Source organism: Aromatoleum evansii, assembly GCF_012910805.1.
Taxonomy (GTDB): Bacteria; Pseudomonadota; Gammaproteobacteria; order Burkholderiales; family Rhodocyclaceae; genus Aromatoleum; species Aromatoleum evansii.
Genome location: NZ_WTVK01000012.1, coordinates 100,175 through 123,130, shown reverse-complemented (window position 1 = coordinate 123,130; position 22,956 = coordinate 100,175). Strand labels below are relative to the sequence as shown.

The window sequence follows — 22,956 nt, the reverse complement described above, 5'->3', positions numbered from 1 at the left end:
CTCGATGCACTTCGCATCAAGAAACCGACTACGCCGGAGCAGCTGACGCTCTTGTAGTGGCATTTTTGAACGTCGACTTCTGATAAATCAGATAGTTACGCGATTAGCTGTCGAACTCCGGTGGCCAAGGCTGCCGACGTCATTCACTACCATTTCCCTTGGCCGTTCGCCGATGTAATGCATTTGTCGCAAGGGCGTGCGACGCCGTCGGTGCTCACCTACCACTCCGACGTCGTTCGCCAGAGATTTCTCGGTGCCCTTTATCGCCCGCTGATGATGCGGATGCTGAGGTCGATGAGCGCGGTGGTGGCAACCTCGCCAGCCTATGCCCGGACGAGTGAAACGCTTTCGGCACCAGACGTTCAGAAATTGGTCAGGGTCATTCCGCTCGGCATCGATCAACAGTCCTATCCAAGTGATGGCGACGAGCGCGTCTTGCACAGGCTGAACATCGCCCGGGACGAACCGTACTTTCTGTTCATTGGCGTGTTGCGCTATTACAAGGGCCTGCACTTTCTGCTTGAAGCCGCTTTGCGAGTGGGCGCGAAAGTCGTGATTGCGGGCTCCGGCCCCGAGGATGAGGCGCTTCGTGTGCTGATGAAGGCCCTCGGTGTACGCAACGTGGTTCTCGCGGGCCAGGTCTCAGTTGAGGAGAAGGTGGCGTTGCTGCGTCAAAGCCGTGCCTTGGTACTTTCATCGCACCTGCGTTCGGAGGCGTTCGGCATGGTGTTGGTCGAAGCTGCAATGTTGGGAGTGCCGATGATTTCGTGCGAGATCGGCACCGGCACTACGTTCGTCAATGCCAATGGCGAAACCGGGCTTGTCGTCGAGCCAGCGAAGCCTGCCGCTCTAGCGGATGCCATGAACCGATTGCTTGCGGATGAGGCGCTGGTGGTACGCATGGGGCTGGCGGCAAGGGAGCGCTACGAGCGCCTATTCTCCGGTGATGCGCTGGGGCGCGAATACGCTGCGCTGTACCGAGAGGTTGCTGGATGTTGAATTTGATGGTGAAATAATTCAGTAAGCATCCAACGTTCCATGCGCGCCTAGGCAGAGCCCACTTCTGCAGACTAGGACGTGTTGTGTTGGAAAACGAAGCATAGTGATTACAATGTTCGGGTAAGCCTGTAAGCCTGTAAGCCTGCAAAAGGTACGCTCATGAAGACCATGACGCCCGCGAAGCGAAAACCCACTTCGGGGAATTGCTCGACACCATGTGTCGCGAGCCCGTGTTGGTCACAAAGAACAACCGGCCTGTGGGTTTCATGATCTCGATTGAAGACGCAGCGGATACACTCATCCCGGAAATGTTCATGCAAAAGGAACCCGGTTACGAGGAGTGCTTACAGGCCAAGGTTGGGCGCGCGCTCGAAGCGTTCAAGGAAGGTACGCCAAAGGTCGCGCCGCATGATGCAGTGACGTCCCGTGTGTGGGAGCGCGTTAAGCGCAAGGTGAAGTCCACCCCTGCGTGACGGCGACGCATGTTCAAAGTCGAATGTGTCGATGAGGCATAGCGCGACCTCGAAGACGTTCTGCTCTACTACCTGGAAAAGGTTGGCCACGGGGTCGCCGAATCTGTGTATTCCAGAATCGGGGAGCAGGTTGGCTCCCTCGAGACGTTTCCTGAGCGCGCCCGACCGGGCCGTGTTCCCGGTACCCGCGATTAGTTGTCAGCCGCCTTCCGTACATCGCTATCGTTCATGTGGGAGATGGCGCTGTGATGGTATTGAACCTTATTCATGCCGCGCGGAAGTATCCGCCCGATTATTCGGGTACTTGAAGCACGGAGCAATACATGACGGCGCACACACTGGTGACCGGCGGGAGCGGCTTCGTCGGCTCTGCAGTGCTTGCGCGATTGCGTCACTCCCAGTTGCCGGCGCTGGGCGTGGTGCGCCGCGCGGTGCCTGTCGGCGACTGCGTGCGTGGCCCTGCCCTCGAGGGCGTTGGTGACTGGTCGCAGTTGCTGCAGGGCTGTGCTGTCGTCGTGCACACCGCAGCGCGCGTCCACGTGATGCGCGACTCGGCGTCCGACCCTCTGAACGCATATCGTGCCGCGAACGTCGAGGGAACCGTGAATCTCGCCCGGCAGGCCGCAGCTGCGGGTGTGCGGCGCTTCGTGTTCATCAGTTCGATCAAGGTCAATGGTGAGGAGACAGCACCGGGGCGGCCCTTTACCTCCGATGACAGGCCCTCGCCGCTGGACCCTTACGGCATGTCGAAGGCCGAGGCTGAGTCTGGGCTGAAGGCCCTTGCAGCCGCAACAGGTATGGAGGTCGTCATCATCCGCCCGCCGCTGGTTTACGGGCCGGGGGTGAAGGCAAACTTCCTGAACATGATGCGCTGGCTGCGATTGGGTGTGCCCTTGCCGCTGGGCGCGGTCGAGCACAATCGCCGCTCGTTCGTAGCGCTCGACAATCTTGTGGATCTGATTGTGACCTGTATTGATCATCCCGCTGCGGCGAACCGGACATTTCTGGTGTCCGACGATATGGATCTTTCGACGAGTGAGCTGCTGCGCCGACTGGCTGCGGCGATCGGCGTGTCTGCACGCTTGTTTCCCGTTCCGGTGTGGGCTCTGCATGCTGGGGCGAAGATGACCGGCAGGAACGCGCTCTTCCAGAGGCTGTGCGGAAATCTTCAGGTGGATATCGCGACCACGCGCGAGGCGTTGGACTGGTGTCCGCCGATTGGTGTGGATGAGGGTTTGCGGCGGGCAGCGGAGGGGTTTCGGGCGTGATCGGTCTTGCGTGGCTGATCGCCGTCGTTGTCGTATCGGCGGGGCTGATGACCTGGGGCTTGCGGCGCTATGCGCTGGCGCGGAGCCTGATGGACATACCCAACGCCCGTAGCTCCCATTCGGTTCCCACTCCGCGCGGCGGCGGCGTCGCGATCGTGCTGAGCTTTCTCTGTGCGGTGTTCGCCTTGACGATCACGGCGCGCGCGGAGCCGGGGGGCTCATGGGCGATTCTCGGGGCCGGTGCCCTGGTCGCCGTGGTCGGGTTCGTGGACGACCATCGTCACCTGGCGGCGCGTTGGCGTCTCCTCGCCCATTTTGTTGCAGCCGCCTGGGTGCTCGCGTGGCTCGGCGGCGCTCCGCCGCTGGACTGGTTCGGCGCCTCAGTGGAGTTGGGGTGGTTTGGAGCGACGATTGCGGCGGTCTATCTCGTCTGGCTGTTGAATTTGTACAACTTCATGGATGGTATCGACGGCATCGCCAGTGTCGAGGCGATCTCCGTCTGCGCAGGAGGGGCTGTTCTCTACGGGTTTGTCGGACGCGCAGACTTGATGGCCGAGCCCTTGCTGCTGGCGGCTGCGGTTGTAGGGTTCCTCGTCTGGAACTTCCCGCCAGCAAAGATCTTCATGGGCGATGCCGGCAGCGGTTTCCTGGGCATCGTGCTCGCCACCCTGTCGCTGCAGGCGGCCACGGTGTCACCGGCCCTGCTCTGGAGTTGGCTGATCCTGCTCGGCGTGTTCATCGTCGACGCGACGTGGACGCTGTTGCGACGCCTGATTCGGGGCGAGCGTGTGTATGAGGCGCACCGCAGCCATGCTTACCAACGCGCGAGCCGGCGGTGGGGGGGGCATCTGCCGGTGACCCTGAGCGTCGGCGCCATCAACATCTTCTGGCTGCTGCCGATTGCCTTGTGCGTCGGCGCAGGATTGCTTGATGGAGTCGTGGGGATTGGAATAGCATATGCTCCCTTGCTTGGCGCAGCGATCGCTCTGGGGGCAGGAAAACCGGACATCTCGAAGCACTGACGCCAAGCTTTGCCGTCGTTGCTCTTTTTGGGTACTTGTCTTGTTCCTGAATGTTGCATTGCGGAAAGTTGCGACGGATATCCGCTAGAATCGCAAACGGCATTGCTACGTACCTCAACTTCGTCAGGAGGAGCCGTTCAGAATGAAGCGCTTGAGCCGTTCCGCCCTCGTCCTCCTGTTTGACCTGCTTGCCGCATGTGCGGCGTGGGTGTCGACCTACTTTCTGCGCTTCAACTTCGAGTGGCCCGCGGAATACGGAGCGCAGATCGCATGGGGCTTGTTCGTCCTGCTGCCCGTTCATGCGGTCGCGTGCACTCGGGCCGGCCTGTATCGCGGCATCTGGGTGTTCGCGAGCTTGCCCGACCTGGCGCGCGTGTTGCGCGCGGTAGCGATTTCCTCCCTCGCCGTATGGGCGTTTGTGGCGCTGTATCGGGCGACGCCCGGGGTGCCGCGTTCGACCCTGATCCTCTATCCGATGCTGCTCGTCCTGATCATGGCGGGCGGGCGCGCGGCTTACCGCATGTGGAAGGAGCATCGGCTCTACGGAGGCCTGATCGCGAAGGGCAAGCCGGTGGTGGTGGTCGGTGCTGGGCGTGGCGGGGCGATGTTGCTGCGCGAACTTCAGCGCAGTCCGGATTGGCGGGTGATCGGGCTGGTCGACGACGATGCGGACAAGTGGGGGCGTGAGCTTCTCGGGCTGCCGGTGCTCGGGCCGGTCAATGCGTTGCCTGAAATCCTTGTGAGTGAACGCGTCGAGCATGTGATCCTGGCCATGCCGTCGGCAGCCACGAAGGTCCGGCGTGCGGCAACCGATCTTGCCGTGCGCGCCGGGGCGAAGGTCTTTACGGTCCCGGGTCTCGAAGACGTGATGGCTGGGCGCGTTGCGGTGTCCTCAATTCGTCGCGTCGATATCGAGGATCTGTTGGGGCGTGAGCCGGTGTGGATCGACACGCCGCACGTCGAGGCGATGCTCAGGGACAAGGTGGTGCTGGTCACCGGGGCCGGGGGGTCCATCGGTAGCGAGTTGTGCCGCCAGTTGGCGCGATTCGCGCCGCGTCGCGTGGTGCTGTATGAGCTGAACGAGTTCGCGCTATACAACGTCGAGCAGTGGTTCTCCAGTCACGCGCCGGGAATCGACGTTGTTCCCCTTGCCGGCGACGTCAAGGATGCAGCGCGTCTCGCCGAGGTGTTTGCTGCTTGGCGCCCCGAGGTCGTGTTCCACGCGGCCGCGTACAAGCACGTGCCGCTGATGGAAGTGGCCAACGCCTGGCAGGCGGTGCGGAACAACGTGCTGGGCACCTTGCGCGTCGGCGAGGCGGCGCAGCGTCACGGGGCGGAGCGCTTCATCCTCATCTCGACCGACAAGGCGGTTAACCCGACCAATGTCATGGGGGCGAGCAAGCGTCTGGCGGAACTCGTCTGTCAGGCATTGCACCAGCGCGCCCCCGGAACGCAGTTCGAGATGGTGCGCTTCGGCAATGTGTTGGGGAGCACCGGCAGCGTGATTCCGAAGTTCCAGGAGCAGATCGCCCGGGGCGGACCGATTACGGTCACCCATCCGGAGATCAATCGCTACTTCATGTCGATTCCGGAGGCGGCGCAATTGGTGCTGCAGGCCGCGGCGATGGGGCAGGGCGGCGAGATCTTCGTCATGGATATGGGCGACCCGGTGAAGATCGTCGATCTCGCGCGCAACATGATCCGGCTATCGGGTTACTCGGAAGAGGAGATCCGGATCGAATTCACGGGCTTGCGCCCCGGCGAGAAGCTGTACGAGGAGTTGTTGGCCGATAGCGAGGAAACGCGCGAGACCCCGCATCCGAAGCTGCGGATTGCGCGCTCCGTGCCGGCAGCGTCATCGTTCCTTGCCGAGCTGGCGGGATTGTTCGCGCAGAAGGACTGCCTCGGCGACGACGAGGTGCGCCGTGCCTTGCTGCGCTGGGTGCCGGAATATGTCCCGATGGGCGGGCGGCCTGCATTGCGCATCGTTGAGAGCGAGAGCAAGTTGGCGCGCGTCGGCGACCGGGCGTAATTACAACGTCTTGGTTCCTCCAGATAACGACGTTTCTTTTCTCGGCGAAAGTTTCTGAGGGAGCGGCTTCAGCCGCGACCACAGTCTTGTCAGCCGACCGCATGCCGATTCGCGGCTGAAGCCGCTCCCACGGGATAGAATGTCGCGATCTCATTCAGGTTGTGGCGTGTCCGTTCCGTGATGTCGGCGATGCGCCCGAATTCCGATGGCGATCTACGCGGTAGGTGACATCCAGGGCTGTTACTCGGTGCTTCAGCGCCTGCTGGAGCGGATTGCATTCGACCCGGCAGTCGATCGCCTGTGGGTGGTCGGCGACATGGTCAATCGCGGCCCCGAGTCGGTGCAGACGCTGCGCTTCCTGCGCGGACTGGGCGAGGCGGCGACGGTCGTGCTGGGCAATCACGATCTTTACCTGCTGATGGTCGGTGCGGGCCACAAGCGGCTCGATGACGACGACACCTTGTTCCAGGTGCTGGAGGCGCCGGATCGCGACGAACTGCTGGCATGGGTGGCGAGCCGTCCGCTGGTGCACGTCGAGGGCGAGTTCGCGATGGTGCATGCGGGAATGCTCCCCGGCTGGACGATTGCGCGGGCGCAGCAGCTCGCAGTCGAAGTGGGCGAGGTGCTGGCGGGGCCGGCGGCGAACGATTTGCTGCTGCACTTGGGTGGCAACGAGCCGGAGACTTGGTCGGACGAGCTCGTGGGCTGGGATCGCTACCGGGTGATCGTGAATGCGCTGACGCGGATGCGTTTCTGCGCAACCGACGGCCGCATGGCGCTGCAGGCGAAGGGGCCGCCGATGAAGGCTCCCACCGGGACGATGCCGTGGTTTCAGGTGCCGGGGCGGCGGAGCACTACGCACACCATCGTGTGCGGCCACTGGTCGGCATTGGGGTTCTACCGCATGCCTGGTCTCATCGCTCTCGATTCGGGCTGCGTGTGGGGCGGAAAACTCACTGCCGTGCGGCTCGAGGACGGTGCGGTGTTTCAAGTACAAGCCTAGGCTGCGGGTAATCGCAGCCCCCCCTCCCGGGGCGCGGGCATCAGCCGACTGTGGCCGGCTGCTCGTGCCCCGCGCCTGCGCCAGCCGCTTCCTGTTCGGGCTTCCTCTCGGCGATGCCGGTGGCCGCCATGATCGCCTCGCGCGCGCTTTTGGCGAGTTCGCGACGGTGGATGCCCCGGCTGTCGAGTGGCGCTCCCACGTACAGTCCGGCGACGAGTCCTTTCGTGGTGATAATGTTCGCGATGCACTGACCCAGCGTGAGATCGCCGTCGTAGGCGGCGGCGCGGGACGGAGAGCCGTCCGGGTGGTGATACGAGATCGCCATCGGCTGGATCGCATGGCCCGATTCGATCGCCGGCTGCAGCAGGGCAGCGTGGAAGTGCAGGACATGGCTGCCGTCGGTGGTCGTGCCTTCGGGAAAAAGCGCGACGTTGCGTCCTGCGTCGAGGAGGGCGCCGATCTCGGCGTTGATGATCTTCGCGTGACCGCGGCTGCCGCGTCGCAGGAACACGGTCTCGCTTTTTGCCGCGAGCCAGCCTATGAGCGGCCAGGCGCGTACCTCGGCTTTCGAGACGAAGGCGGACGGTGCGATCGCGTTGATGACGAAGATGTCGAGCCACGAGATGTGGTTGGCGACGAGCATGCAGCCCGGCTGCACCGCGGTACCCTTCGTTCGCAGCTCGACGCCGAGGATGGCGAGCAGGCGTTGCGACCAGCGCCGGCGCAGGTGACGGTGCGTCGATATCTCGGTCAGCGGATAGGCCGCCAGGACCGTCAGCAAGCCTTGGGCGATGTGCAGGGCGAGCCGCAGGTAGCGCCAGGACCGGACGAGCGGCCCGGCCGTCGGCCGGGCGGCGGGGGAGGGGGCTGCGGAATTCAGTCTTTGCGTCCCATGAAGTGTTTGGCGTAACGGCCGTCCACCTTGGTCATCGGCATCAGGATGGGCAGGTCGGCGGTGTTGAAGTCGGGATCCCATGCAGGTTCGCCGCAGATCCACGCGCCGGCGCGCAGGTATCCCTTGATCAGCGGCGGCGTATCGGCCGGCAGATCCGAGCGCAGGTGTTCGAGCGGCAGCGGACAGCGCGGGAACACGCGGTATTCGAGCGGCGAGGCGTGTTCTTCCTTGAGCTGATTGTACAGGCTTGCGGCGGTGTGTCCGCCGTCGGCCATTCTGATGGAGGCGCAGCCGATCAGGTAGTCGTAGCCATTCTCCTGCATGTAGCGGGCGAGGCCGCCCCACAGGAGGGCGATGACCGCGCCACTGCGGTAGTCGGCGTCGATGCACGAGCGGCCGATCTCGACGATGCGGCTGCGCAGGTGGTGCAGGCGGGTGAGGTCGAATTCGTTTTCCGAGTAGTAGCCGCCGACCTTGCGCGCGGCCGCAGGCGAGAGGATGCGATAGGTGCCGACGATGCGCCCGGCGGACTCGTCGCGCACGATCAGATGCTCGCAGTAGGGGTCGTAGATGTCGCGGTCGACGCCCGGCGTGCGGCTGGGCAGGCGGGCGCCCATCTCGTCGGCGAAGACGCGGTAGCGCAGTTTCTGCGCTTCGAGAATTTCAGTCTCGCAGGTGGCCAGCCCCACGTGCAGGCTGCGTCCGCGCCGTTCGGCGATCTGTGCTTGTTTCTGGAGCATGGAGGCAATTCCTCGTTCAGGCGTGTGTGGCGCATTGTCGAAATGCTGCGTTGCGGCGCCATGACGAGGGCGTTACGATGGGGTGACGAAGCTCTGTTCGGTATGTTTAGGGGGAGTTGATGGATAACTGTGTGTTCTGCCGCATCGTGAAGGGGGAGTTGCCTGCCTCCAGGGTGTTCGAAGACGAGGCCACGGTGGTGTTCATGGATCTGCAGTCGGTGAATCCGGGGCACATGCTGGTGGTGGTGAAGCCGCACCGCGCGAACATCTATGAGTTAGACGACGAACTGGCCGGCGCCGTGTTCCGCACTGCCGCCCGCATGGCCCGTGCGGTGAAGGAGGCCTTCGGCTGCGAGGGGGTGACGCTCTTCCAGGCCAACGAGAAGGCCGGCGCGCAGACGGTGTTCCATTTCCATATCCACGTGTTGCCGCGCTGGGAAGACGACGGCATGGCGCTGGCGTGGCCGGCGAAGAACCCTTCGCGCGAGGCGCTGGAAGAGATGGCGGCGAAGCTGCGCGCGGTGCTGTAGCGTCGGAGCGGTTGTGTGAGGGTGTTGGGGTGTGGAGGTGTGGGAGCGGCTTCAGCCGCGAATGGGCCGCTCAGCGAGCGATAACGCCGATTCGCGGCTGAAGCCGCTCCCACAGGAGACGACCGACGCTGCGCCGCGGATTATTTGTGCGGCACCCTATAATGGCGGGATTTTTCCGACCCGGGTTCCCGAATGTCCATTCTCGTCTGCGGTTCCATGGCTTACGACACGATCATGGTGTTTCATGATCGTTTCAAGCGCCACATCCTCCCCGAACAGATCCACATCCTGAATGTGTCCTTCCTCGTGCCCGACATGCGGCGCGAGTTCGGCGGGTGCGCCGGGAACATCGCATACAACCTGAAACTGCTGGGGGCCGATCCGCTGATCATGGCGACGGTGGGGGATGACGCGGAGCCGTATCGCCAGCGCCTGCAGCGCCTCGGGCTGCGCCAGGATCACGTCAGGCACGTGCCGGAGAGCTTCACCGCGCAGGCCTTCATCACCACCGATCTCGACGACAACCAGATCACGGCTTTCCACCCCGGTGCGATGAACCACTCGCACCTCAACCGGGTGCAGGACGCGAACGGGGTGAGGCTCGGCATCGTGTCGCCGGACGGCCGAGACGGCATGCTCAACCATGTCGCACAGTTCGCCGCTGCGGGCGTTCCGTTCGTGTTCGATCCCGGCCAGGGCATGCCGCTCTTTTCGGGCGAGGAGTTGCTCCACTGCCTGAACCAGGCCACCTATTGCACGGTCAATGATTACGAAGCGCGTCTGCTGTGCGAGCGGACCGGGCGTTCCCTGGAGCAGTTGGCGGAAAGCGTCGAGGCCTTGGTCGTGACGCTGGGGCCCGAGGGTTCGCGCATCTATGCGGAAGGGCGGTGCATCGAGATTCCCTGCGTGCCGCCCGACGAAGTGGTCGATCCGACCGGTTGTGGCGATGCCTATCGGGCGGGTCTGCTGTACGGAATTGCAGAAGCTTACGATTGGACGCGGACCGGGCGCTTGGCGTCGTTGATGGGATCGATCAAGATCGCCAGCCGGGGCGGACAGAATCACACGCCGGATCGCGCCGAGATCGGCGCGCGTTACGCGAAGGCATTTGGAGAGGCACTATGGTGATGGGTACGAGGCAGCGTGCCGTTGCGGCGGCATTTGCGATGGTTGTGTTGGGGCTCGGGTTGGGCGGTTGTGCCACCGGACTGGGTGGCGAGACGTATTCGCGCGGCGAGGCGCGTCGGGCGATGACGGTGCAGTACGGCGTGGTCGAATCGGTTCGCTACGTGAAACTCGAGGGAACCAAGACTCCCATCGGCGCGCTCGGCGGGGCGGCGATCGGCGGTATTGCGGGCAGCGGCATCGGGGAAGGGCGCGGTGCGGCGATCGCGACGGTGATCGGTGCGGTCGCCGGCGGCCTTGCGGGCTCCGCGATCGAGGAAGGTGCGACGCGCTCTCAGGGCGTCGAGGTCACCGTCCGGCTCGACAACAATCAGCTCATGGCGGTGGTCCAGGACGACAAGGGCGAGGATTTCCGTGCCGGTGATTCGGTCCGCATCGTGCGCGACGGATCGACCACGCGCGTGACGCGCTGAACGCCCCCCGGAGAATCAGCCGAGCAGGACCAGCCCCCACACGCAGGCAAGATTGACGAGCGCGAGAAGGACGGCGGCGCTGCCGATGTCCTTCGCCCGCTTGGCGAGCAGGTGGCGTTCGAGGGAGACCCGGTCGACGGTCGCTTCGATCGCGGAATTGATCAACTCCACGATCATCAGGAACAGTACGCTGCCAATGAGCAGGGCCTTGCCCGCGCCGCTGACCGGCATGAACAGCGCGAGCGGGATGAGGATCGCGGCGAGGATGCATTCCTGCCGGAAAGCATCTTCGTGCTTGAAGGCGGCGCGTAGTCCGTCGAGCGAGTAGCGCAGGGCGTTGAACAGTCGGGTGAGCCCGGTCTTGCCCTTAAAGGGGCTTTCATGATGCTCGCGGTGCGGCTGGGTCATGGGGGTGTCGCGTAAGGGTCAGGGGTAGAAGGCGTAGATCCGGTATCCGGTTGCGCCCAGTCCATCCGCCGCAAAGGGCAGGGTTACGGCAATGTCGCGTCCGGCAGCGAATCCCTGTGCGAGGTCGGCGCCCGGGAACCATTCCTGCGGCGCGAGTGCGCGCCTGACGAGAGGGCGGTCGCGCGCGTCGGTCAGCGTGAGTTCGAGGTGCGGCCAGGCCAGCGGATGGGGCGCGCGGTTGCGGATCGTCGCGTTCAGCACGAATCGGGCGGTCTTGCCCGGCTCGGACTGCAGGTCGGAGGATTCGACGCTGATCAGGCCGGCAATGCGCGGTAGTTCGACGGTGCAGCCCAGGGCGTCGCACGCCTTCACCAGCGCGGGTCGCAGGGATGGCCATTCCCGCGCGACATCGGTGCGGAACAGATACAGCAACTGTGCCGCGAGCATGCCGCTCAGCAGCCCGACGGCAAGGCCCGTGAGCGCCCGGCGGGCAGGCGGGGGAGCCGGCGCTGCGTAGTCGGCAAAATCGTCAGCGGAATCCGTCGTTGTGTCGGCGGGTGCAGGCGGGGATTCCTCGGCAGCGAAATCCTCTTTGGGGCGTGCTGGCGTCGGGGTTCCCGGTTCGATCCGGTCTGGTGACGCGAAACTGCCCAGCAGGGTGTCCGGAGGCGCTTCCGCGGCGGGATCCGTCTCCTCCCGAAGATCGGTATCGCGCCAGAACGGGTCTCTGTCATGGGGGGCGGGCGCGCGGGAGGCTTCCTCGGTCGGGTGTTCGGGTTCGGGCTGCGGCCTGTCAGGTTCGGTCGGAGCAGGCGTGCGTTCCTCGGGTTCCTGTCGCGGCTCGTTTGCATCGCGCTGCGCCGCACGCTGCGGGACGAGCGCGTCGGGCAGTTCGAAGTCGAGCTGGTCCGAGAGCGTGTCGGTCGCCTTGTCTTCCAGCACGAAGAAGCGATCGGAGCGGTCCGGTGCCGGTTCGGGCGACCTGGGAGAGGCAGGAGGGACGATCTCCTCGATCAGGTTGTCCAGCGCGTCGAACGGCACCAGGCAGCTGCCACAGCGCACCTGCCCGTGGTGTGCGCGCAGCTGCTCGCTCCGCACCCGGAATACCGTGTGGCAGGCCGGGCAGCGGGCGAGCATCAGGCGATGCCGGCCCCGGTGGCGGGCCGGGAGCCTTCCAGTCGCGCCCAGCCCTCGTGTGTCGCGCCGACGCGCAGTGCGATGAAGGGGGCGTAGGCGGCGATGACCTGATCGGTCTGGGTGTCGAGCACGCCCGACAGCGCGATGCGTCCGCCGGGCGCCACGCGTGTGGACAGCAGCGGCGCGAGCACGCACAGCGGGTTGGTCAGGATGTTGGCGACGACGACGTCGAACTGCGCATCGAGCGCGTCGCGCGAGTGTTGCAGGCGCATCGTCGCGTCATTGCGCTCGGCATTGTCGCGCGCGGCTTCGAGTGCCTTGTCGTCGATATCGACGCCCAGCACGTCGGCGGCGCCCAGCTTCGCCGCAGCGATGCCGAGGATGCCCGAGCCGCAGCCGTAATCGAGCACGCTGGCGCCGGGTGCGACCGCATCGCACAGCCATTCGAGGCACAGGCGCGTGGTCGGATGCGAACCGGTGCCGAAGGCCATGCCGGGGTCGAGCTCGATGTTGATCGCGTCCGGATCGGGTGCGGTATGCCAGGACGGCACGATCCACATCCGGTCGGTGATGCGGATCGGGTCGAACTGGCTTTGCGTCAGCTGCACCCAGTTCTGCTCCGCGACTTCTTCCAGGGTGAAGGGCGGTACCGCGTCGAAGCCCGCGTCGGCGGCTGCCTGTGCCAGGGCGACCGTGAGGTCGGCGTCGGCGCTGAACAGCGCGATCACGCGGCTGTGGTCCCACAGGCCCACCGGGTGATGGCCCGGCTCGCCGAACTGCGGCTTTTCCGCGTCGGTGCCGGCGTCGGCGTCCTCGATGCTGATGGACAGCGCGCCAGCCTCCATCAGCGCCTCGGACAGCGCCTCGGCCTTCTTCGCCTCGGCCTGCAGGGTCACGGAAATCCACATGCGCGGCGGCTCCGGCTCGTCAGCTCTTCTTCACTTCGTTGCGGTCGGCCAGCTTGTGCTCCAGGTAGTGGATGCTGGTGCCGCCTTCGATGAAGCGCGCGTCAAGCATCAGTTCCTGGTGCAGCGGCACGTTCGTCTTGATGCCCTCGACGACCATCTCCGACAGCGCGATGCGCATGCGGCGGATCGCCTGCTCGCGCGTGTCGCCGTAGGCGATCAGCTTGCCGATCATCGAGTCGTAGTGCGGCGGGATCGTGTAGCCGTTGTAGACGTGCGAGTCGACGCGGATGCCCGGGCCGCCCGGCGTGTGCCAGTTGGTGATCTTGCCGGGGCAGGGGGTGAACTTGAACGGATCCTCGGCATTGATCCGGCACTCGATGGAATGGCCGCGGAAGACGATGTCCTTCTGGCCGAACCACAGCTTCTCGTTGGCCGCGATGCGGATCTGGGCCTGCACGATGTCGATGCCGGTGATCAGCTCGGTGACGGGGTGTTCGACCTGCACGCGCGTGTTCATCTCGATGAAGTAGAACTCGCCGTTCTCGTACAGGAACTCGAAGGTGCCGGCGCCGCGGTAGCCGATCTTGCGGCAGGCTTCGGCGCAGCGCTCGCCGACCTTGGCGATGGCCTTGCGGTCGATGCCGGGGGCGGGGGCTTCCTCGATGACCTTCTGGTGGCGGCGCTGCATCGAGCAGTCGCGCTCGCCCAGGTACACGGCATTGCCGTGCTCGTCGGCGAGCACCTGGATCTCGACATGGCGCGGGTTCTCGAGGAACTTCTCCATGTACACGACGGGATTGCCGAACGCCGCCTGCGCCTCGGCACGGGTCGTCTGCACGGCATTGAGCAGGGCCGCCTCGGTGTGCACGACACGCATGCCGCGCCCGCCGCCGCCGCCTGCCGCCTTGATGATGACGGGGTAGCCGACGGCGCGTGCGATCTTGACGATCTCCTTCGGTTCTTCCGGCAGTGCGCCGTCGGAGCCGGGCACGCAGGGGACGCCGGCCGCTTTCATCGCGTCCTTGGCGCTGACCTTGTCGCCCATCAGGCGGATCGTTTCCGCGCGCGGGCCGATGAAGGCGAAACCGGATTGCTCCACCCGTTCGGCGAAGTCGGCGTTCTCCGACAGGAAGCCGTAGCCCGGGTGGATCGCCTCGGCGTCGGTGACTTCAGCTGCCGAGATGATGGCCGGGACGTTGAGGTAGCTCTGCGCCGAAGCGGCGGGGCCGATGCACACCGACTCGTCGGCGAGCTTCACGTACTTGGCCTCGGTGTCCGCGACCGAGTGTACGGCGACGGTGCGGATGCCGAGCTCGCGGCAGGCCCGCAGCACCCTCAGGGCTATTTCGCCGCGGTTCGCGATCAGGATTTTTTCGAACATGGCGTGCCGATCAGGCGATGACGAACAGCGGCTGGCCGTATTCGACCGGCTGGCCGTTCTCGACCAGGATCGCCTTGATGGTGCCGGCGAATTCCGACTCGATCTCGTTCATGAGCTTCATCGCCTCGATGATGCACAGGCGGTCGCCGACCGCGACGTTCTGGCCGACGTCCGCGAGCGGCTTCGCGCCCGGCGCGGTCGCGCGGTAGAAGGTGCCGACCATCGGCGACTTGACGACGTTGCCGTCGGGCAGCGCATCGGCGACCGGCGCGACGACCACATTGGTGGTCGGAGCCGCGGCCAGCGCCGCCATCGGTGCCGCCGGCATGTAGGCAGGCGCGGAGGGGGCGGCGATGTGCTTGGCGATGCGTACCTTTTCTTCGCCCTCGGTGACCTCCAGTTCGGAAATGCCCGATTCCTGGACGAGGTCGATCAGTTTCTTCAGCTTGCGCAGATCCATGCTGTTCTCCGGACAATGCGGCGCCCTGGGGCCGCCAGAGGGGTTTTGTGTTTAGTCTTTCCGCAGTTGCGTGAGGGCGAATTCGAGTGCGGCCATGTAGCCGTACGCGCCCAGTCCGCAGATCACGCCGATTGCGCGATCGGAAAAATAGGAGTGATGCCGGAACGGTTCCCGTGTGTGGATGTTCGACAGATGAACTTCCACGTAGGGAATCGCCACCGCGGCCAGTGCGTCGCGCAGGGCGACGCTGGTGTGCGTGTAGCCGGCCGGGTTGATGATGATGTAGTCCACCGCTTCCGCCGCCGCTGCCTGGATGCGGTCGATGAGCTGGCCTTCGTGGTTGCTCTGGAAGGACTCGACGACGACCCCGGCGGCGCGTGCGCGTGCATCCATCGCGGAATGGATGTCGGCCAGCGTGGTGCGGCCGTAGACATCAGGTTCGCGAGTGCCGAGGAGGTTCAGGTTGGGGCCGTGCAGAACCAGAACGCGGGTCTGCGGAGGCGGCGGAGCCTCGGTGGTTTTGCTGCGTTTTGAGCGCGTCATGACGGCAAGTTTGCCGCAGATCGCTGCACTTTGTCCAGTGAAAGCGCATCGCGCGGCTCACTGCGAAGCGAGGAGTGCGCGAATTTTGCCCTCAAGTTCCGCTTCGTTCAAGGTGCCCAGCTTCACGAAATCCAGTTCTCCCCGCCGGTCGAAGATCGCGGTGAATGGAAGCGCCTGGGACGTGTTTCCCAGCGCGCTCGTGATGGCCAGCGTCTGCAGCGGGGCGATCAGGAGTGGGTAGGGGACCTTGTGCTCCTCGGCGAATCTGCGCACGTTGTCGGGTTGGTCGATGCCGATGCCGACGAATTGTACCGGCGCCTCGGCAAAACGCCGGCTGACGGCTGCGAAGTCCGGGATCTCGCGCAGGCAGGGTGGGCACCAGGTCGCCCAGAAATTGACCACCAGCACCTTGTCGCGCCATTGCGACAGCGCCTGGGGCTGGCCGCTGCTGTCGGGCAGGTTCAGCGCGAGGATGGGGGCTCCGGCCTCCCGTGCGACCTGGGGCGTCGCCGGGGTCGAGGGGGATGAGGCGCGCTGGGCGAACTGGCCGGCGAGCCCTGCCGCTGCCGCGACGGCGAGGATCAGGGTGTTGCGGACGACTGGCTTCATGTTGCCGCCGGTTCAGCGCACCGGCTCGGGTTCGCTGCGGTCCTGCGCGAGCAGCGCTTCGACCGCCGGCAGGCGTGCCCGCTCGGCGTGCCGCCGGTTCGAGCGTTCCGAGTCGGCCGGATAGATCGAGAGGCGGATCGGCACCTGTTCCCAGTCGAAGCTGAGGATGGCCTCGGGCGCATGCGGCGCGGGGCGGCGCGGTTCGCGGTGTTCGTAGGCGATGTCCTGGTTGAGGAAGAAGATCTCCACTTCCTTGGCGCTTTCCGGGAAGAGCTCGATATCGACCTCGGTGTAGCGGCCCGCGGTGCCGTCGAGGGCGCCGCCGGTGAGGTAGGGGCGAAACTCGTCCAGCAGGCGCATCACGCCGACCGCCGCGCGACGCATCTCGAGCAGGCGTTCGGCCTGCTCCTCGTCCTGATACAGCGATTGCCAGGCGCGCAGTTCGGCTTCGATCTCGGCGTTGTTGGGCAGCGAATCGGTGTCCGAGGCGCCAAGCTGGCGGGCGGCCTTGCGCTTGGCGAAGCCGAAGTCGGAGATGCCGTCTTCGGCCATCATGCGGGCCGCTGCGGCGGCGATTTCACGCCTCAGGCTTGCGGAGCGGGATGGGGGCGCGCGGAAAGTCATGGTCGCGAGTCCGGCTGAGGGTCCGTGTAGAATGCGCACCATTCTACACGGACCGGTTTCAGCCACATTGCAGCGGTCCGTCAGTCCCGGAGTTTCGATGCACATCCACATCCTTGGAATCTGCGGCACCTTCATGGGCGGCGTGGCGCTGCTTGCGCGCGCCGCGGGGCACACCGTCACCGGCTGCGACGCCAACGTCTATCCGCCGATGAGCACCCAGCTCGAGGCCCAGGGCATCGGCCTGACCGAAGGCTACGATGCGTCGCAGATCGATCTCGCGCCCGACGTGTTCGTCGTCGGTAATGCCATCTCGCGCGGCAATCCGTTGCTGGAGGCCATCCTCGAGCGTGGGCTGCCGTATGTCTCCGGGCCGCAATGGCTGGCCGAGCATGTGCTGCAGGGGCGTTGGGTGCTGGCCGTCGCGGGTACGCACGGCAAGACCACGACGACCTCCATGCTCGCGTGGATGCTGGAGGATGCGGGGTTGAATCCCGGCTTCCTGGTCGGCGGCGTGCCGGGCAACTTCGGCGTGTCGGCGCGCCTCACCGATTCGCCCTTCTTCGTCATCGAGGCGGACGAGTACGACACGGCGTTCTGCGACAAACGCTCGAAGTTCGTGCATTACCGTCCGCGCACGGCGATCCTCAACAACCTCGAGTTCGATCACGCGGACATCTTTGCCGACCTCGCGGCGATCGAGACCCAGTTTCATCATCTTGTGCGCACGATTCCCGCATCCGGACGCATCGTCGCGAATGCCGGCGAAGAGAGCCTGAAGCGGGTGCTCGCGCGCGGCTGCTGGTCGGAGCTGGAATGGTTCGGCGACGCGGCGCAGTGGGCGGTCGAGCCGGGCGTGGAGGAGGCCGAGGCGGTGTTCCGGCTGCGCGGCGAGGAGTTGGGGCGCGTCGCGATGCCGATGTCGGGCAGCCATAATCGCAGCAACGCCCTGGCGGCCATCGCCGCGGCGCGCCATGTCGGCGTGACGCCGGTGCAGGCCATCGCGAGCCTCGCGCGCTTCGAGGGGATCAAGCGCCGCATGGAAGTGCGCGGCCGGGTGGAAGGCATCACCGTCTATGACGATTTCGCCCACCATCCGACGGCGATCGCCCTGACAGTCGAGGGGCTGCGCAAGCGCGAGCCGCAGGGGCGCATCCTCGCGGTACTCGAGCCGCGTTCGAACACGATGAAGCTGGGTGTGATGAAGAGTCGCCTGCCGGAAAGCCTGGGGCTGGCCGATCGCGTCTTCTGTTACGCGAACGGTCTGGGCTGGGATGCGAGCGAAGCGCTCGCGCCGCTGGGCGAGCGGGCCGGCGCCTTCGATTCTCTGGAAGAGCTGGTCGCGGCGGTGGTTGCCGAGGCCCGCCCGGGCGATCACGTACTGGTGATGAGCAATGGCGGTTTCGGCGGCGTGCACGACAAGCTGCTGGCAGCGTTGCACTCCCGCCGGGGCGGGTGATGGACGGCGTTGCTGTGGGAGCGGCTTTAGCCGCGAATCAGGCATTTCCGCCTGGTTTGGCGCCCATTCGCGGCTAAAGCCGCTCCCACAGCGAAGGGCAAACGCCCGTTCCGGAACTCAGTCCTTCTTGCCTTCGAGCTGGCGGGCTTGCTGGTCGGTGATGTACTCGAACACCTTGACGACCTTGCGCACACCGTCGGTGCGCCGGGCTACTTCGGTTGCGGCGTCCGCCTCGCGGCGCGTCACGATGCCGAGCAGGAATACCGTACCCGCCTCGGTGACGACCTTGACGTGGTTGGCGCTGAACTGCGCCGAATCGACGAAGCGTGCCTTGACCTTCGACGTGAGCAGCGAGTCGTTGCCGCGCGAGGTCAGCGACGAGGTGCCGGCGACCTGAATCTCATTGACGATACCCTTGACGTTGGCGATGCCGCTCGCCACCCGCTCTGCCTCGGCGCGATGCGCCTCGGTGGGGGCTTCGCCGGTCAGCAGCACGTTGCGGTTGAAGGACGTCACGTTGATATGCACGGCGTCGCCGAGGCGGTCCTTCAGGGCGCTCGAGGTGCGCCATTCGATGCCTTCGTCCTCGACGTAGGCGCCCGAGGTGCGGCGGTCGGCCACCATGGCGGCCCCTGCACCGACCCCGCCCGCGACTAGCGGGAAGCAGCCCTGCAGCAGCGGCAGCGTCGCCGCGGCGCCCAGGCCGAGAAGCAGGGTGCGCCGGCTGGCTTGGAGGGTCTTGTTGGTCATCAGTCTTCAACTCCGAGTAACAGACAATCGATGCCGTCGCACAGGCAGTGCAGGACGAGCAGATGAACTTCCTGGATGCGTGCCGTGCGGTCGGCGGGTACGCACAGGTGGATGTCGCCGTCGCCGAGCATTTCCCCCATCCTGCCGCCACCCTTGCCGGTCAGCGCGATGACGCGCATCTCGCGTTCGTGGGCGGCCTCGATCGCGGCGATGACGTTGGGGGAGTTGCCGCTGGTCGAGATCGCCAGCAGCACGTCGCCCGGCTGTCCCAGCGCGCGCACCTGCTTGGAGAACACCTGGTTGTAGTCGTAGTCGTTGGCGATCGAGGTGAGTGTCGAGGTGTCGGTCGTCAGTGCCACGGCGGCGAGCGGCGGGCGCTCCATCTCGAAGCGGTTGACCAGCTCGGCGGCGAAATGTTGCGCATCGGCAGCCGAACCGCCGTTGCCGCACGCGAGGATCTTGCCGTTGTTGAGCAGGCTGCCGGTCATGATCTCCACGGCTCCTGCGATCGGGGCCGCCAGCGCCTCCAGCGCGTCGAGCTTGGTGCGGGCGCTGTCTTCGAATTGTCGGGAGATGCGGTGAATCAGATCCATGAGGGGCTCGGGTCGCTTCTGTCGGGGGCAAAAGTCTAGCACGAGGCGGACTCCGGCCCCGCCGTGGCCGCCTATCCACTCGCAGGTGGCAATATTGTTGTGGGAGCCGCTTCAGCCGCGAATCGGCCATGCAGCATTTGATACTGCCATTCGCGGCTGAAGCCGCTCCCACACAAAGCCCTGCCCTGGCCGTGCGCGCAAGTGTGCCGTGCCGGGCGTCGCAGCGGCGGGTTTCCTTACAGACGCTTACCATGCGTCGGCGTCGAACGCGCCGCGCAACCACTCCACCGACGCTTCGTCGAGCGCGCTCATCAGCACCGCGTCGAAGCGGCAGGGGCTTTGTGCGAAGCGCCGACCGGCGCCCGCGAGCCACCAGCGTGCCGCCAGCACGACGCGCCGGCGCTTTGTCGCGGTGATGCTCGCTGCGGCGCCGCCGAAGCCGGGATTGCTGCGCAGGCGCACCTCGACGAATACCACGGTGCCGCGGTCCAGGCACACGAGATCCACTTCGCCGCCGCGGCAACGCACGTTGCGGGCGAGCGGAGTGAGGCCGCGGCGGGCGAGGAATCGCTCGGCCAGTTCCTCGCCGGCCTTGCCGCGTGCTTGCGTGCGAGGCGCCGGCCGCCCGACAATGCCTTCCCTTTTGCTGCGCTCCCCGATGTCCATGTCGACCAGTCCGTCTCCGCTTTCAAGTACGCCGTCATTGTATGTGGTGGCTACGCCGCTCGGGAATCTCCAGGACATCAGCATCCGTGCGCAGGCTGTGCTGAGCGAGGTCGGTGCCATTGCCGCCGAGGACACGCGCCACAGCCAGCGTCTGCTCGATGCGTTGGGGATTCGTTCCCGCCTCTTCCCTCTGCATGAACACAACGAGCAGGCCGCCGTCGGCCAGGTGATCCGGATGCTGGAGGCGGGGCAGCACGTGGCGCTGATCAGCGATGCCGGCACGCCGGCCATCTCGGATCCCGGTGCGCGGGCGGTCGCGCGGGTGCGGGAGGCGGGCTTCCCCGTGGTGCCCGTGCCCGGCCCTTGTGCGGCAGTCGCGGCGCTGTCCGCGTCCGGATTCGTTGACGACGGCTTCCGCTTCGTCGGCTTCCTGCCGGCCAAGCAGGCCGCGCGCCGCGCGCGCATCGAGGAATTGCGCGCGCAGGAGGTGCCGCTGGTGTTCTACGAATCGCCGCACCGCATCGCCGAATCGGTCGAAGACCTCGCGGCGGTGCTGGAGTCCTCGCGCGACATCGTCATCGCGCGCGAAATCACGAAGATCTACGAGCAGATCGCGCGCATGCCGTTGGGCGAGGCGCCGGCGTGGCTGGCCTCCGATCCGAACCGTTGTCGCGGTGAGTTCGTGCTGATCGTGTCCGGGGCTCCCGCGGTGGAGGGGTTGCCGCCGGATGCCGAGCGAACCCTCGCGCTGTTACTGGAGGAACTGCCGGTCAAGAGCGCGGCGCGGCTTGCGGCGGACATCACCGGAGCGCCGCGCAAGTTGCTGTACGCGCGAGCGCTGGAGCTGAAGGGCAGTTGAGCCTGCATATATAATCGGCGCGAGCGATTGGCGCGACCCGAGGCGCCTGCATCCCGACCCTGGAGCCCCATGCACACCTTATCCCTCATCCGCCCCGACGACTGGCACCTGCACGTGCGTGACGGCGCAGCGCTTGCGGCCGTCGTGCCGCACACGGCGCAGCGTTTCGGTCGCGCGCTCATCATGCCCAACCTGCGCCCGCCCGTGACGACGACGGCGCAGGCCCTGGAATACCGCGAGCGCATCCGCGCGGCCGTGCCGGCCGGCATCGATTTCGAGCCGCTGATGAGCCTCTATCTCACCGACAACATGGCGCCGGACGAGATCGACCGCGCCAAGGCGAGCGGCGCGGTGGTGGCGGCGAAACTCTACCCGGCGGGCGCGACGACCAATTCCGATGCGGGAGTCACCGCGATCGAGAAGGTCTGGCCGGTGCTGGAGCGCATGGAGCGCGTCGGGATGGTGCTGTGCGTGCATGGCGAGGTGACGCAGGGCGACGTGGATGTCTTCGATCGCGAGCAGGTGTTCATCGAGCGCGTACTCGCCCCGCTGACGCAGCGCTTCCCCGGGCTGCGCGTCGTGTTCGAGCACATCACCACCGCCGATGCCGCCGATTTCGTGAAGGCGGCGGGCGACACGGTCGGCGCGACGATCACGGCGCACCACCTGCTGCTCAACCGCAACGCGATCTTCGCCGGCGGCATCCGTCCGCATCATTACTGCCTGCCCGTGCTCAAGCGCGAAACCCATCGGCGCGCGCTGGTCGAGGCGGCGACCTCCGGCAGCGCGAAGTTCTTCCTCGGCACCGACTCGGCGCCGCATGCGCGCTCGACGAAGGAGGCCGGCTGCGGCTGTGCGGGCTGCTACACCGCGCATGCGGGAATCGAGCTGTACGCCGAGGTCTTCGAGCAGGCCGGTGCGCTCGACCGCCTCGAGGCGTTCGCGAGCCTCAACGGCCCGGCGTTCTATGGCCTGCCGCCCAACTCCGACCGCATCACGCTGGCAAAGCAGGTGTGGGAGGTTCCGGCCGCGTACGAATATCTGGCTGGCGATCCGCTGGTACCCCTGCGTGCCGGCGAGACCGTCGCCTGGCGTCTGCTCTGATCGGGAGACTGTATGCCGAGAGCCCGGACAAAAGCAATTGCCGCGCTGGCGATGTTGCCCATGCTTGCGGCGTGCGAGAACAGCGCCACCGCCTTCATGATCGAGGGTAGCCAGCATGCCCTGATCCTGGTGCGCGAAAAGCCCTATTTCTGGCAGGGCACCGTCAACCAGGCGGTGATCGCGTCGCGTCTGCCGCACTGCCAGAAGCGCGTTCCGATCCACCCGGACGGAACCGAACTGACACCGATGGAAGTGTTCGAGGCCGGCGAGCGCCTGTGGGCGCTCCATCAGGGCAAGCGCTGGTACCTCGTCGGGACCGACAAGTGCCAGGTGCAGGACTGGGACAACGCCGCCGGCGCGGCGCCGGGGGCGTCGCTCGGCACTTTCCGCTTCAAGGACGGCGTGGCGACCTTCATTCCCGCGGGCGGGTGAGCGCGCGTCGCGTATAATCGGCAGCGGGAAGTTCGCCAGGCAATCGCTGCGCACCTCGTGTGCGTGGAGGAAAGTCCGGGCCCCGCAGAGCAGGATGCCGGCTAACGGCCGGGCGCCGCGAGGCGACGGAAAGTGCAACAGAAAGCAAACCGCCGATGGCCTGTTCGCAGGCACAGGTAAGGGTGAAATGGTGGGGTAAGAGCCCACCGCAGGACTGGTGACAGGACTGGCACGGTAAACCCCATCCGGGGCAAGGCCAAATAGGGGAGCAATGGCGTGGCTCGCGCTGCTCCCGGGTAGGCTGCTAGAGAGTCGTGGCAACACGGCCCCCAGAGGAATGATTGCCCGGCGGCTGCGGCGAAGGTCGCGGTCGTTCGACAAAACCCGGCTTATCGGCGAACTTCCCTTTTTCCGCCGAGCCGTTTTCCCCACTTCGGTGTGCGTTTTCCCACACTTCCCCACTTCG

Annotated in this window: 25 protein-coding genes, 1 other RNA gene and 1 pseudogene; 14 read left to right on the top strand and 13 right to left on the bottom strand. The window is 65.8% G+C overall.

Annotated features, from left to right (window positions below):
• The first annotated feature begins 120 nt into the window (after window positions 1-120).
• The 6 genes and pseudogenes from GO615_RS08250 to GO615_RS08225 all read left to right on the top strand — a co-directional run bounded on the left by GO615_RS08250 (window position 121) and on the right by GO615_RS08225 (window position 6,797).
• Window positions 121-999 carry a glycosyltransferase gene (locus GO615_RS08250; RefSeq protein ID WP_339379984.1) on the top strand — a complete coding sequence of 293 codons (879 nt, stop codon included), beginning with the start codon at window positions 121-123 and terminating at the stop codon, window positions 997-999.
• 185 nt (window positions 1,000-1,184) lie between these two features.
• Window positions 1,185-1,472, top strand: a pseudogene (locus tag GO615_RS08245) (type II toxin-antitoxin system prevent-host-death family antitoxin); the annotation flags it as partial.
• Window positions 1,473-1,795: 323 nt separating this feature from the next.
• The gene (locus tag GO615_RS08240) at window positions 1,796-2,740 is read left to right on the top strand and encodes a UDP-glucose 4-epimerase family protein (RefSeq protein ID WP_169126833.1); all 945 of its coding nucleotides are present in this window, start codon (window positions 1,796-1,798) and stop codon (window positions 2,738-2,740) included.
• Window positions 2,737-3,762, top strand: a complete 1,026-nt coding sequence (locus tag GO615_RS08235) for an MraY family glycosyltransferase (protein WP_339379983.1) — start codon at window positions 2,737-2,739, stop codon at window positions 3,760-3,762. Before GO615_RS08240 ends, GO615_RS08235 begins: the two co-directional genes overlap by 4 nt.
• Before the next feature lie 142 nt (window positions 3,763-3,904).
• Window positions 3,905-5,794 carry a polysaccharide biosynthesis protein gene (locus GO615_RS08230; RefSeq protein WP_169126831.1) on the top strand — a complete coding sequence of 630 codons (1,890 nt, stop codon included), beginning with the start codon at window positions 3,905-3,907 and terminating at the stop codon, window positions 5,792-5,794.
• Window positions 5,795-5,999: 205 nt separating this feature from the next.
• Complete coding sequence (locus tag GO615_RS08225; RefSeq protein ID WP_169126829.1) at window positions 6,000-6,797, top strand: symmetrical bis(5'-nucleosyl)-tetraphosphatase; 798 nt, start codon at window positions 6,000-6,002, stop codon at window positions 6,795-6,797.
• A gap of 40 nt (window positions 6,798-6,837) precedes the next feature.
• Here the strand turns inward: GO615_RS08225 and GO615_RS08220 are convergent, their stop codons facing one another.
• Both GO615_RS08220 and GO615_RS08215 read right to left on the bottom strand, forming a co-directional pair.
• On the bottom strand, window positions 6,838-7,578 hold the full coding sequence (locus GO615_RS08220; RefSeq protein ID WP_246262194.1) for a lysophospholipid acyltransferase family protein: 741 nt from the start codon (window positions 7,576-7,578) through the stop codon (window positions 6,838-6,840).
• Between the two features lie 95 nt (window positions 7,579-7,673).
• The gene (locus tag GO615_RS08215; protein ID WP_169126825.1) at window positions 7,674-8,432 is read right to left on the bottom strand and encodes a GNAT family N-acetyltransferase; all 759 of its coding nucleotides are present in this window, start codon (window positions 8,430-8,432) and stop codon (window positions 7,674-7,676) included.
• A gap of 119 nt (window positions 8,433-8,551) precedes the next feature.
• Here GO615_RS08215 and GO615_RS08210 point away from each other — a divergent pair, with 119 nt between their 5' ends.
• From GO615_RS08210 to GO615_RS08200, 3 genes are all read left to right on the top strand, one after another.
• The gene (locus GO615_RS08210) at window positions 8,552-8,962 is read left to right on the top strand and encodes an HIT family protein (protein ID WP_169126823.1); all 411 of its coding nucleotides are present in this window, start codon (window positions 8,552-8,554) and stop codon (window positions 8,960-8,962) included.
• A 192-nt stretch (window positions 8,963-9,154) separates the two neighbouring features.
• Window positions 9,155-10,090, top strand: coding sequence for a carbohydrate kinase family protein (locus GO615_RS08205; protein WP_169126821.1), 936 nt, complete (start codon window positions 9,155-9,157; stop codon window positions 10,088-10,090).
• On the top strand, window positions 10,084-10,560 hold the full coding sequence (locus GO615_RS08200) for an outer membrane lipoprotein (RefSeq protein WP_169126819.1): 477 nt from the start codon (window positions 10,084-10,086) through the stop codon (window positions 10,558-10,560). The genes GO615_RS08205 and GO615_RS08200 overlap by 7 nt, the downstream gene beginning before the upstream one ends.
• A gap of 15 nt (window positions 10,561-10,575) precedes the next feature.
• Here GO615_RS08200 and GO615_RS08195 read toward each other — a convergent pair whose 3' ends face one another.
• The 8 genes from GO615_RS08195 to GO615_RS08160 are packed head-to-tail and all read right to left on the bottom strand — an operon-like array spanning window position 10,576 to window position 16,561.
• Complete coding sequence (locus tag GO615_RS08195) at window positions 10,576-10,968, bottom strand: diacylglycerol kinase (RefSeq protein ID WP_169126817.1); 393 nt, start codon at window positions 10,966-10,968, stop codon at window positions 10,576-10,578.
• 18 nt (window positions 10,969-10,986) lie between these two features.
• Window positions 10,987-12,105: a zinc-ribbon and DUF3426 domain-containing protein gene (locus GO615_RS08190; RefSeq protein WP_169126815.1), complete on the bottom strand. Its 1,119-nt coding sequence runs from the start codon at window positions 12,103-12,105 to the stop codon at window positions 10,987-10,989.
• Complete coding sequence (gene prmA, locus GO615_RS08185) at window positions 12,105-13,013, bottom strand: 50S ribosomal protein L11 methyltransferase (protein ID WP_169126813.1); 909 nt, start codon at window positions 13,011-13,013, stop codon at window positions 12,105-12,107. Before prmA ends, GO615_RS08190 begins: the two co-directional genes overlap by 1 nt.
• 19 nt (window positions 13,014-13,032) lie before the next feature.
• Window positions 13,033-14,394 carry an acetyl-CoA carboxylase biotin carboxylase subunit gene (accC, locus tag GO615_RS08180; RefSeq protein ID WP_169126811.1) on the bottom strand — a complete coding sequence of 454 codons (1,362 nt, stop codon included), beginning with the start codon at window positions 14,392-14,394 and terminating at the stop codon, window positions 13,033-13,035.
• Window positions 14,395-14,404: 10 nt separating this feature from the next.
• Window positions 14,405-14,854, bottom strand: coding sequence for an acetyl-CoA carboxylase biotin carboxyl carrier protein (gene accB, locus GO615_RS08175; protein ID WP_169126809.1), 450 nt, complete (start codon window positions 14,852-14,854; stop codon window positions 14,405-14,407).
• 51 nt (window positions 14,855-14,905) lie between these two features.
• Window positions 14,906-15,397 (bottom strand): type II 3-dehydroquinate dehydratase, encoded by a 492-nt coding sequence (gene aroQ / locus GO615_RS08170; protein WP_169126807.1) that lies wholly within the window; start codon window positions 15,395-15,397, stop codon window positions 14,906-14,908.
• A 57-nt stretch (window positions 15,398-15,454) separates the two neighbouring features.
• A complete protein-coding gene (locus GO615_RS08165; RefSeq protein ID WP_169126805.1) occupies window positions 15,455-16,006 on the bottom strand; it encodes a TlpA family protein disulfide reductase in 552 nt (183 codons plus the stop codon).
• Window positions 16,007-16,018: 12 nt separating this feature from the next.
• Window positions 16,019-16,561, bottom strand: coding sequence for a hypothetical protein (locus GO615_RS08160; RefSeq protein WP_210148130.1), 543 nt, complete (start codon window positions 16,559-16,561; stop codon window positions 16,019-16,021).
• A 166-nt stretch (window positions 16,562-16,727) separates the two neighbouring features.
• Between GO615_RS08160 and mpl the strand changes: the two genes are divergently transcribed.
• The gene (gene mpl / locus GO615_RS08155; protein WP_169126801.1) at window positions 16,728-18,086 is read left to right on the top strand and encodes a UDP-N-acetylmuramate:L-alanyl-gamma-D-glutamyl-meso-diaminopimelate ligase; all 1,359 of its coding nucleotides are present in this window, start codon (window positions 16,728-16,730) and stop codon (window positions 18,084-18,086) included.
• A 117-nt stretch (window positions 18,087-18,203) separates the two neighbouring features.
• Here mpl and GO615_RS08150 read toward each other — a convergent pair whose 3' ends face one another.
• The 3 genes from GO615_RS08150 to GO615_RS08140 form a co-directional block, all read right to left on the bottom strand.
• Window positions 18,204-18,836 (bottom strand): BON domain-containing protein, encoded by a 633-nt coding sequence (locus GO615_RS08150; protein ID WP_169126799.1) that lies wholly within the window; start codon window positions 18,834-18,836, stop codon window positions 18,204-18,206.
• The gene (locus GO615_RS08145) at window positions 18,836-19,429 is read right to left on the bottom strand and encodes a phosphoheptose isomerase (protein ID WP_169126797.1); all 594 of its coding nucleotides are present in this window, start codon (window positions 19,427-19,429) and stop codon (window positions 18,836-18,838) included. The genes GO615_RS08150 and GO615_RS08145 overlap by 1 nt, the downstream gene beginning before the upstream one ends.
• Before the next feature lie 246 nt (window positions 19,430-19,675).
• Entirely contained in the window at window positions 19,676-20,095 is a 420-nt protein-coding gene (locus GO615_RS08140; RefSeq protein WP_169126796.1) for a YraN family protein, read from the bottom strand.
• Between the two features lie 37 nt (window positions 20,096-20,132).
• Here GO615_RS08140 and rsmI point away from each other — a divergent pair, with 37 nt between their 5' ends.
• From rsmI to rnpB, 4 genes are all read left to right on the top strand, one after another.
• The gene (gene rsmI, locus GO615_RS08135) at window positions 20,133-20,954 is read left to right on the top strand and encodes a 16S rRNA (cytidine(1402)-2'-O)-methyltransferase (protein WP_169126840.1); all 822 of its coding nucleotides are present in this window, start codon (window positions 20,133-20,135) and stop codon (window positions 20,952-20,954) included.
• Between the two features lie 69 nt (window positions 20,955-21,023).
• The gene (gene pyrC, locus GO615_RS08130) at window positions 21,024-22,058 is read left to right on the top strand and encodes a dihydroorotase (protein WP_169126795.1); all 1,035 of its coding nucleotides are present in this window, start codon (window positions 21,024-21,026) and stop codon (window positions 22,056-22,058) included.
• A gap of 51 nt (window positions 22,059-22,109) precedes the next feature.
• The gene (locus GO615_RS08125) at window positions 22,110-22,490 is read left to right on the top strand and encodes a hypothetical protein (protein ID WP_339379982.1); all 381 of its coding nucleotides are present in this window, start codon (window positions 22,110-22,112) and stop codon (window positions 22,488-22,490) included.
• A gap of 27 nt (window positions 22,491-22,517) precedes the next feature.
• An RNA gene (rnpB, locus tag GO615_RS08120) (RNase P RNA component class A) lies at window positions 22,518-22,898 on the top strand.
• The last annotated feature ends 58 nt before the right edge of the window (window positions 22,899-22,956 follow it).

Coding starts and splice junctions, on each gene's coding strand:
- GO615_RS08240 (WP_169126833.1), top strand. CDS start 1,796: ATGACGGCGCACACACTGGTGACCGGCGGGAGCGGCTTCGTCGGCTCT.
- GO615_RS08230 (WP_169126831.1), top strand. CDS start 3,905: ATGAAGCGCTTGAGCCGTTCCGCCCTCGTCCTCCTGTTTGACCTGCTT.
- GO615_RS08225 (WP_169126829.1), top strand. CDS start 6,000: ATGGCGATCTACGCGGTAGGTGACATCCAGGGCTGTTACTCGGTGCTT.
- GO615_RS08215 (WP_169126825.1), bottom strand. CDS start 8,432: ATGCTCCAGAAACAAGCACAGATCGCCGAACGGCGCGGACGCAGCCTG.
- GO615_RS08210 (WP_169126823.1), top strand. CDS start 8,552: ATGGATAACTGTGTGTTCTGCCGCATCGTGAAGGGGGAGTTGCCTGCC.
- GO615_RS08205 (WP_169126821.1), top strand. CDS start 9,155: ATGTCCATTCTCGTCTGCGGTTCCATGGCTTACGACACGATCATGGTG.
- GO615_RS08200 (WP_169126819.1), top strand. CDS start 10,084: ATGGTGATGGGTACGAGGCAGCGTGCCGTTGCGGCGGCATTTGCGATG.
- GO615_RS08195 (WP_169126817.1), bottom strand. CDS start 10,968: ATGACCCAGCCGCACCGCGAGCATCATGAAAGCCCCTTTAAGGGCAAG.
- GO615_RS08190 (WP_169126815.1), bottom strand. CDS start 12,105: ATGCTCGCCCGCTGCCCGGCCTGCCACACGGTATTCCGGGTGCGGAGC.
- prmA (WP_169126813.1), bottom strand. CDS start 13,013: ATGTGGATTTCCGTGACCCTGCAGGCCGAGGCGAAGAAGGCCGAGGCG.
- accC (WP_169126811.1), bottom strand. CDS start 14,394: ATGTTCGAAAAAATCCTGATCGCGAACCGCGGCGAAATAGCCCTGAGG.
- accB (WP_169126809.1), bottom strand. CDS start 14,854: ATGGATCTGCGCAAGCTGAAGAAACTGATCGACCTCGTCCAGGAATCG.
- aroQ (WP_169126807.1), bottom strand. CDS start 15,397: ATGACGCGCTCAAAACGCAGCAAAACCACCGAGGCTCCGCCGCCTCCG.
- GO615_RS08165 (WP_169126805.1), bottom strand. CDS start 16,006: ATGAAGCCAGTCGTCCGCAACACCCTGATCCTCGCCGTCGCGGCAGCG.
- GO615_RS08160 (WP_210148130.1), bottom strand. CDS start 16,561: ATGATGGCCGAAGACGGCATCTCCGACTTCGGCTTCGCCAAGCGCAAG.
- mpl (WP_169126801.1), top strand. CDS start 16,728: ATGCACATCCACATCCTTGGAATCTGCGGCACCTTCATGGGCGGCGTG.
- GO615_RS08150 (WP_169126799.1), bottom strand. CDS start 18,836: ATGACCAACAAGACCCTCCAAGCCAGCCGGCGCACCCTGCTTCTCGGC.
- GO615_RS08145 (WP_169126797.1), bottom strand. CDS start 19,429: ATGGATCTGATTCACCGCATCTCCCGACAATTCGAAGACAGCGCCCGC.
- GO615_RS08140 (WP_169126796.1), bottom strand. CDS start 20,095: ATGGACATCGGGGAGCGCAGCAAAAGGGAAGGCATTGTCGGGCGGCCG.
- pyrC (WP_169126795.1), top strand. CDS start 21,024: ATGCACACCTTATCCCTCATCCGCCCCGACGACTGGCACCTGCACGTG.
- GO615_RS08125 (WP_339379982.1), top strand. CDS start 22,110: ATGTTGCCCATGCTTGCGGCGTGCGAGAACAGCGCCACCGCCTTCATG.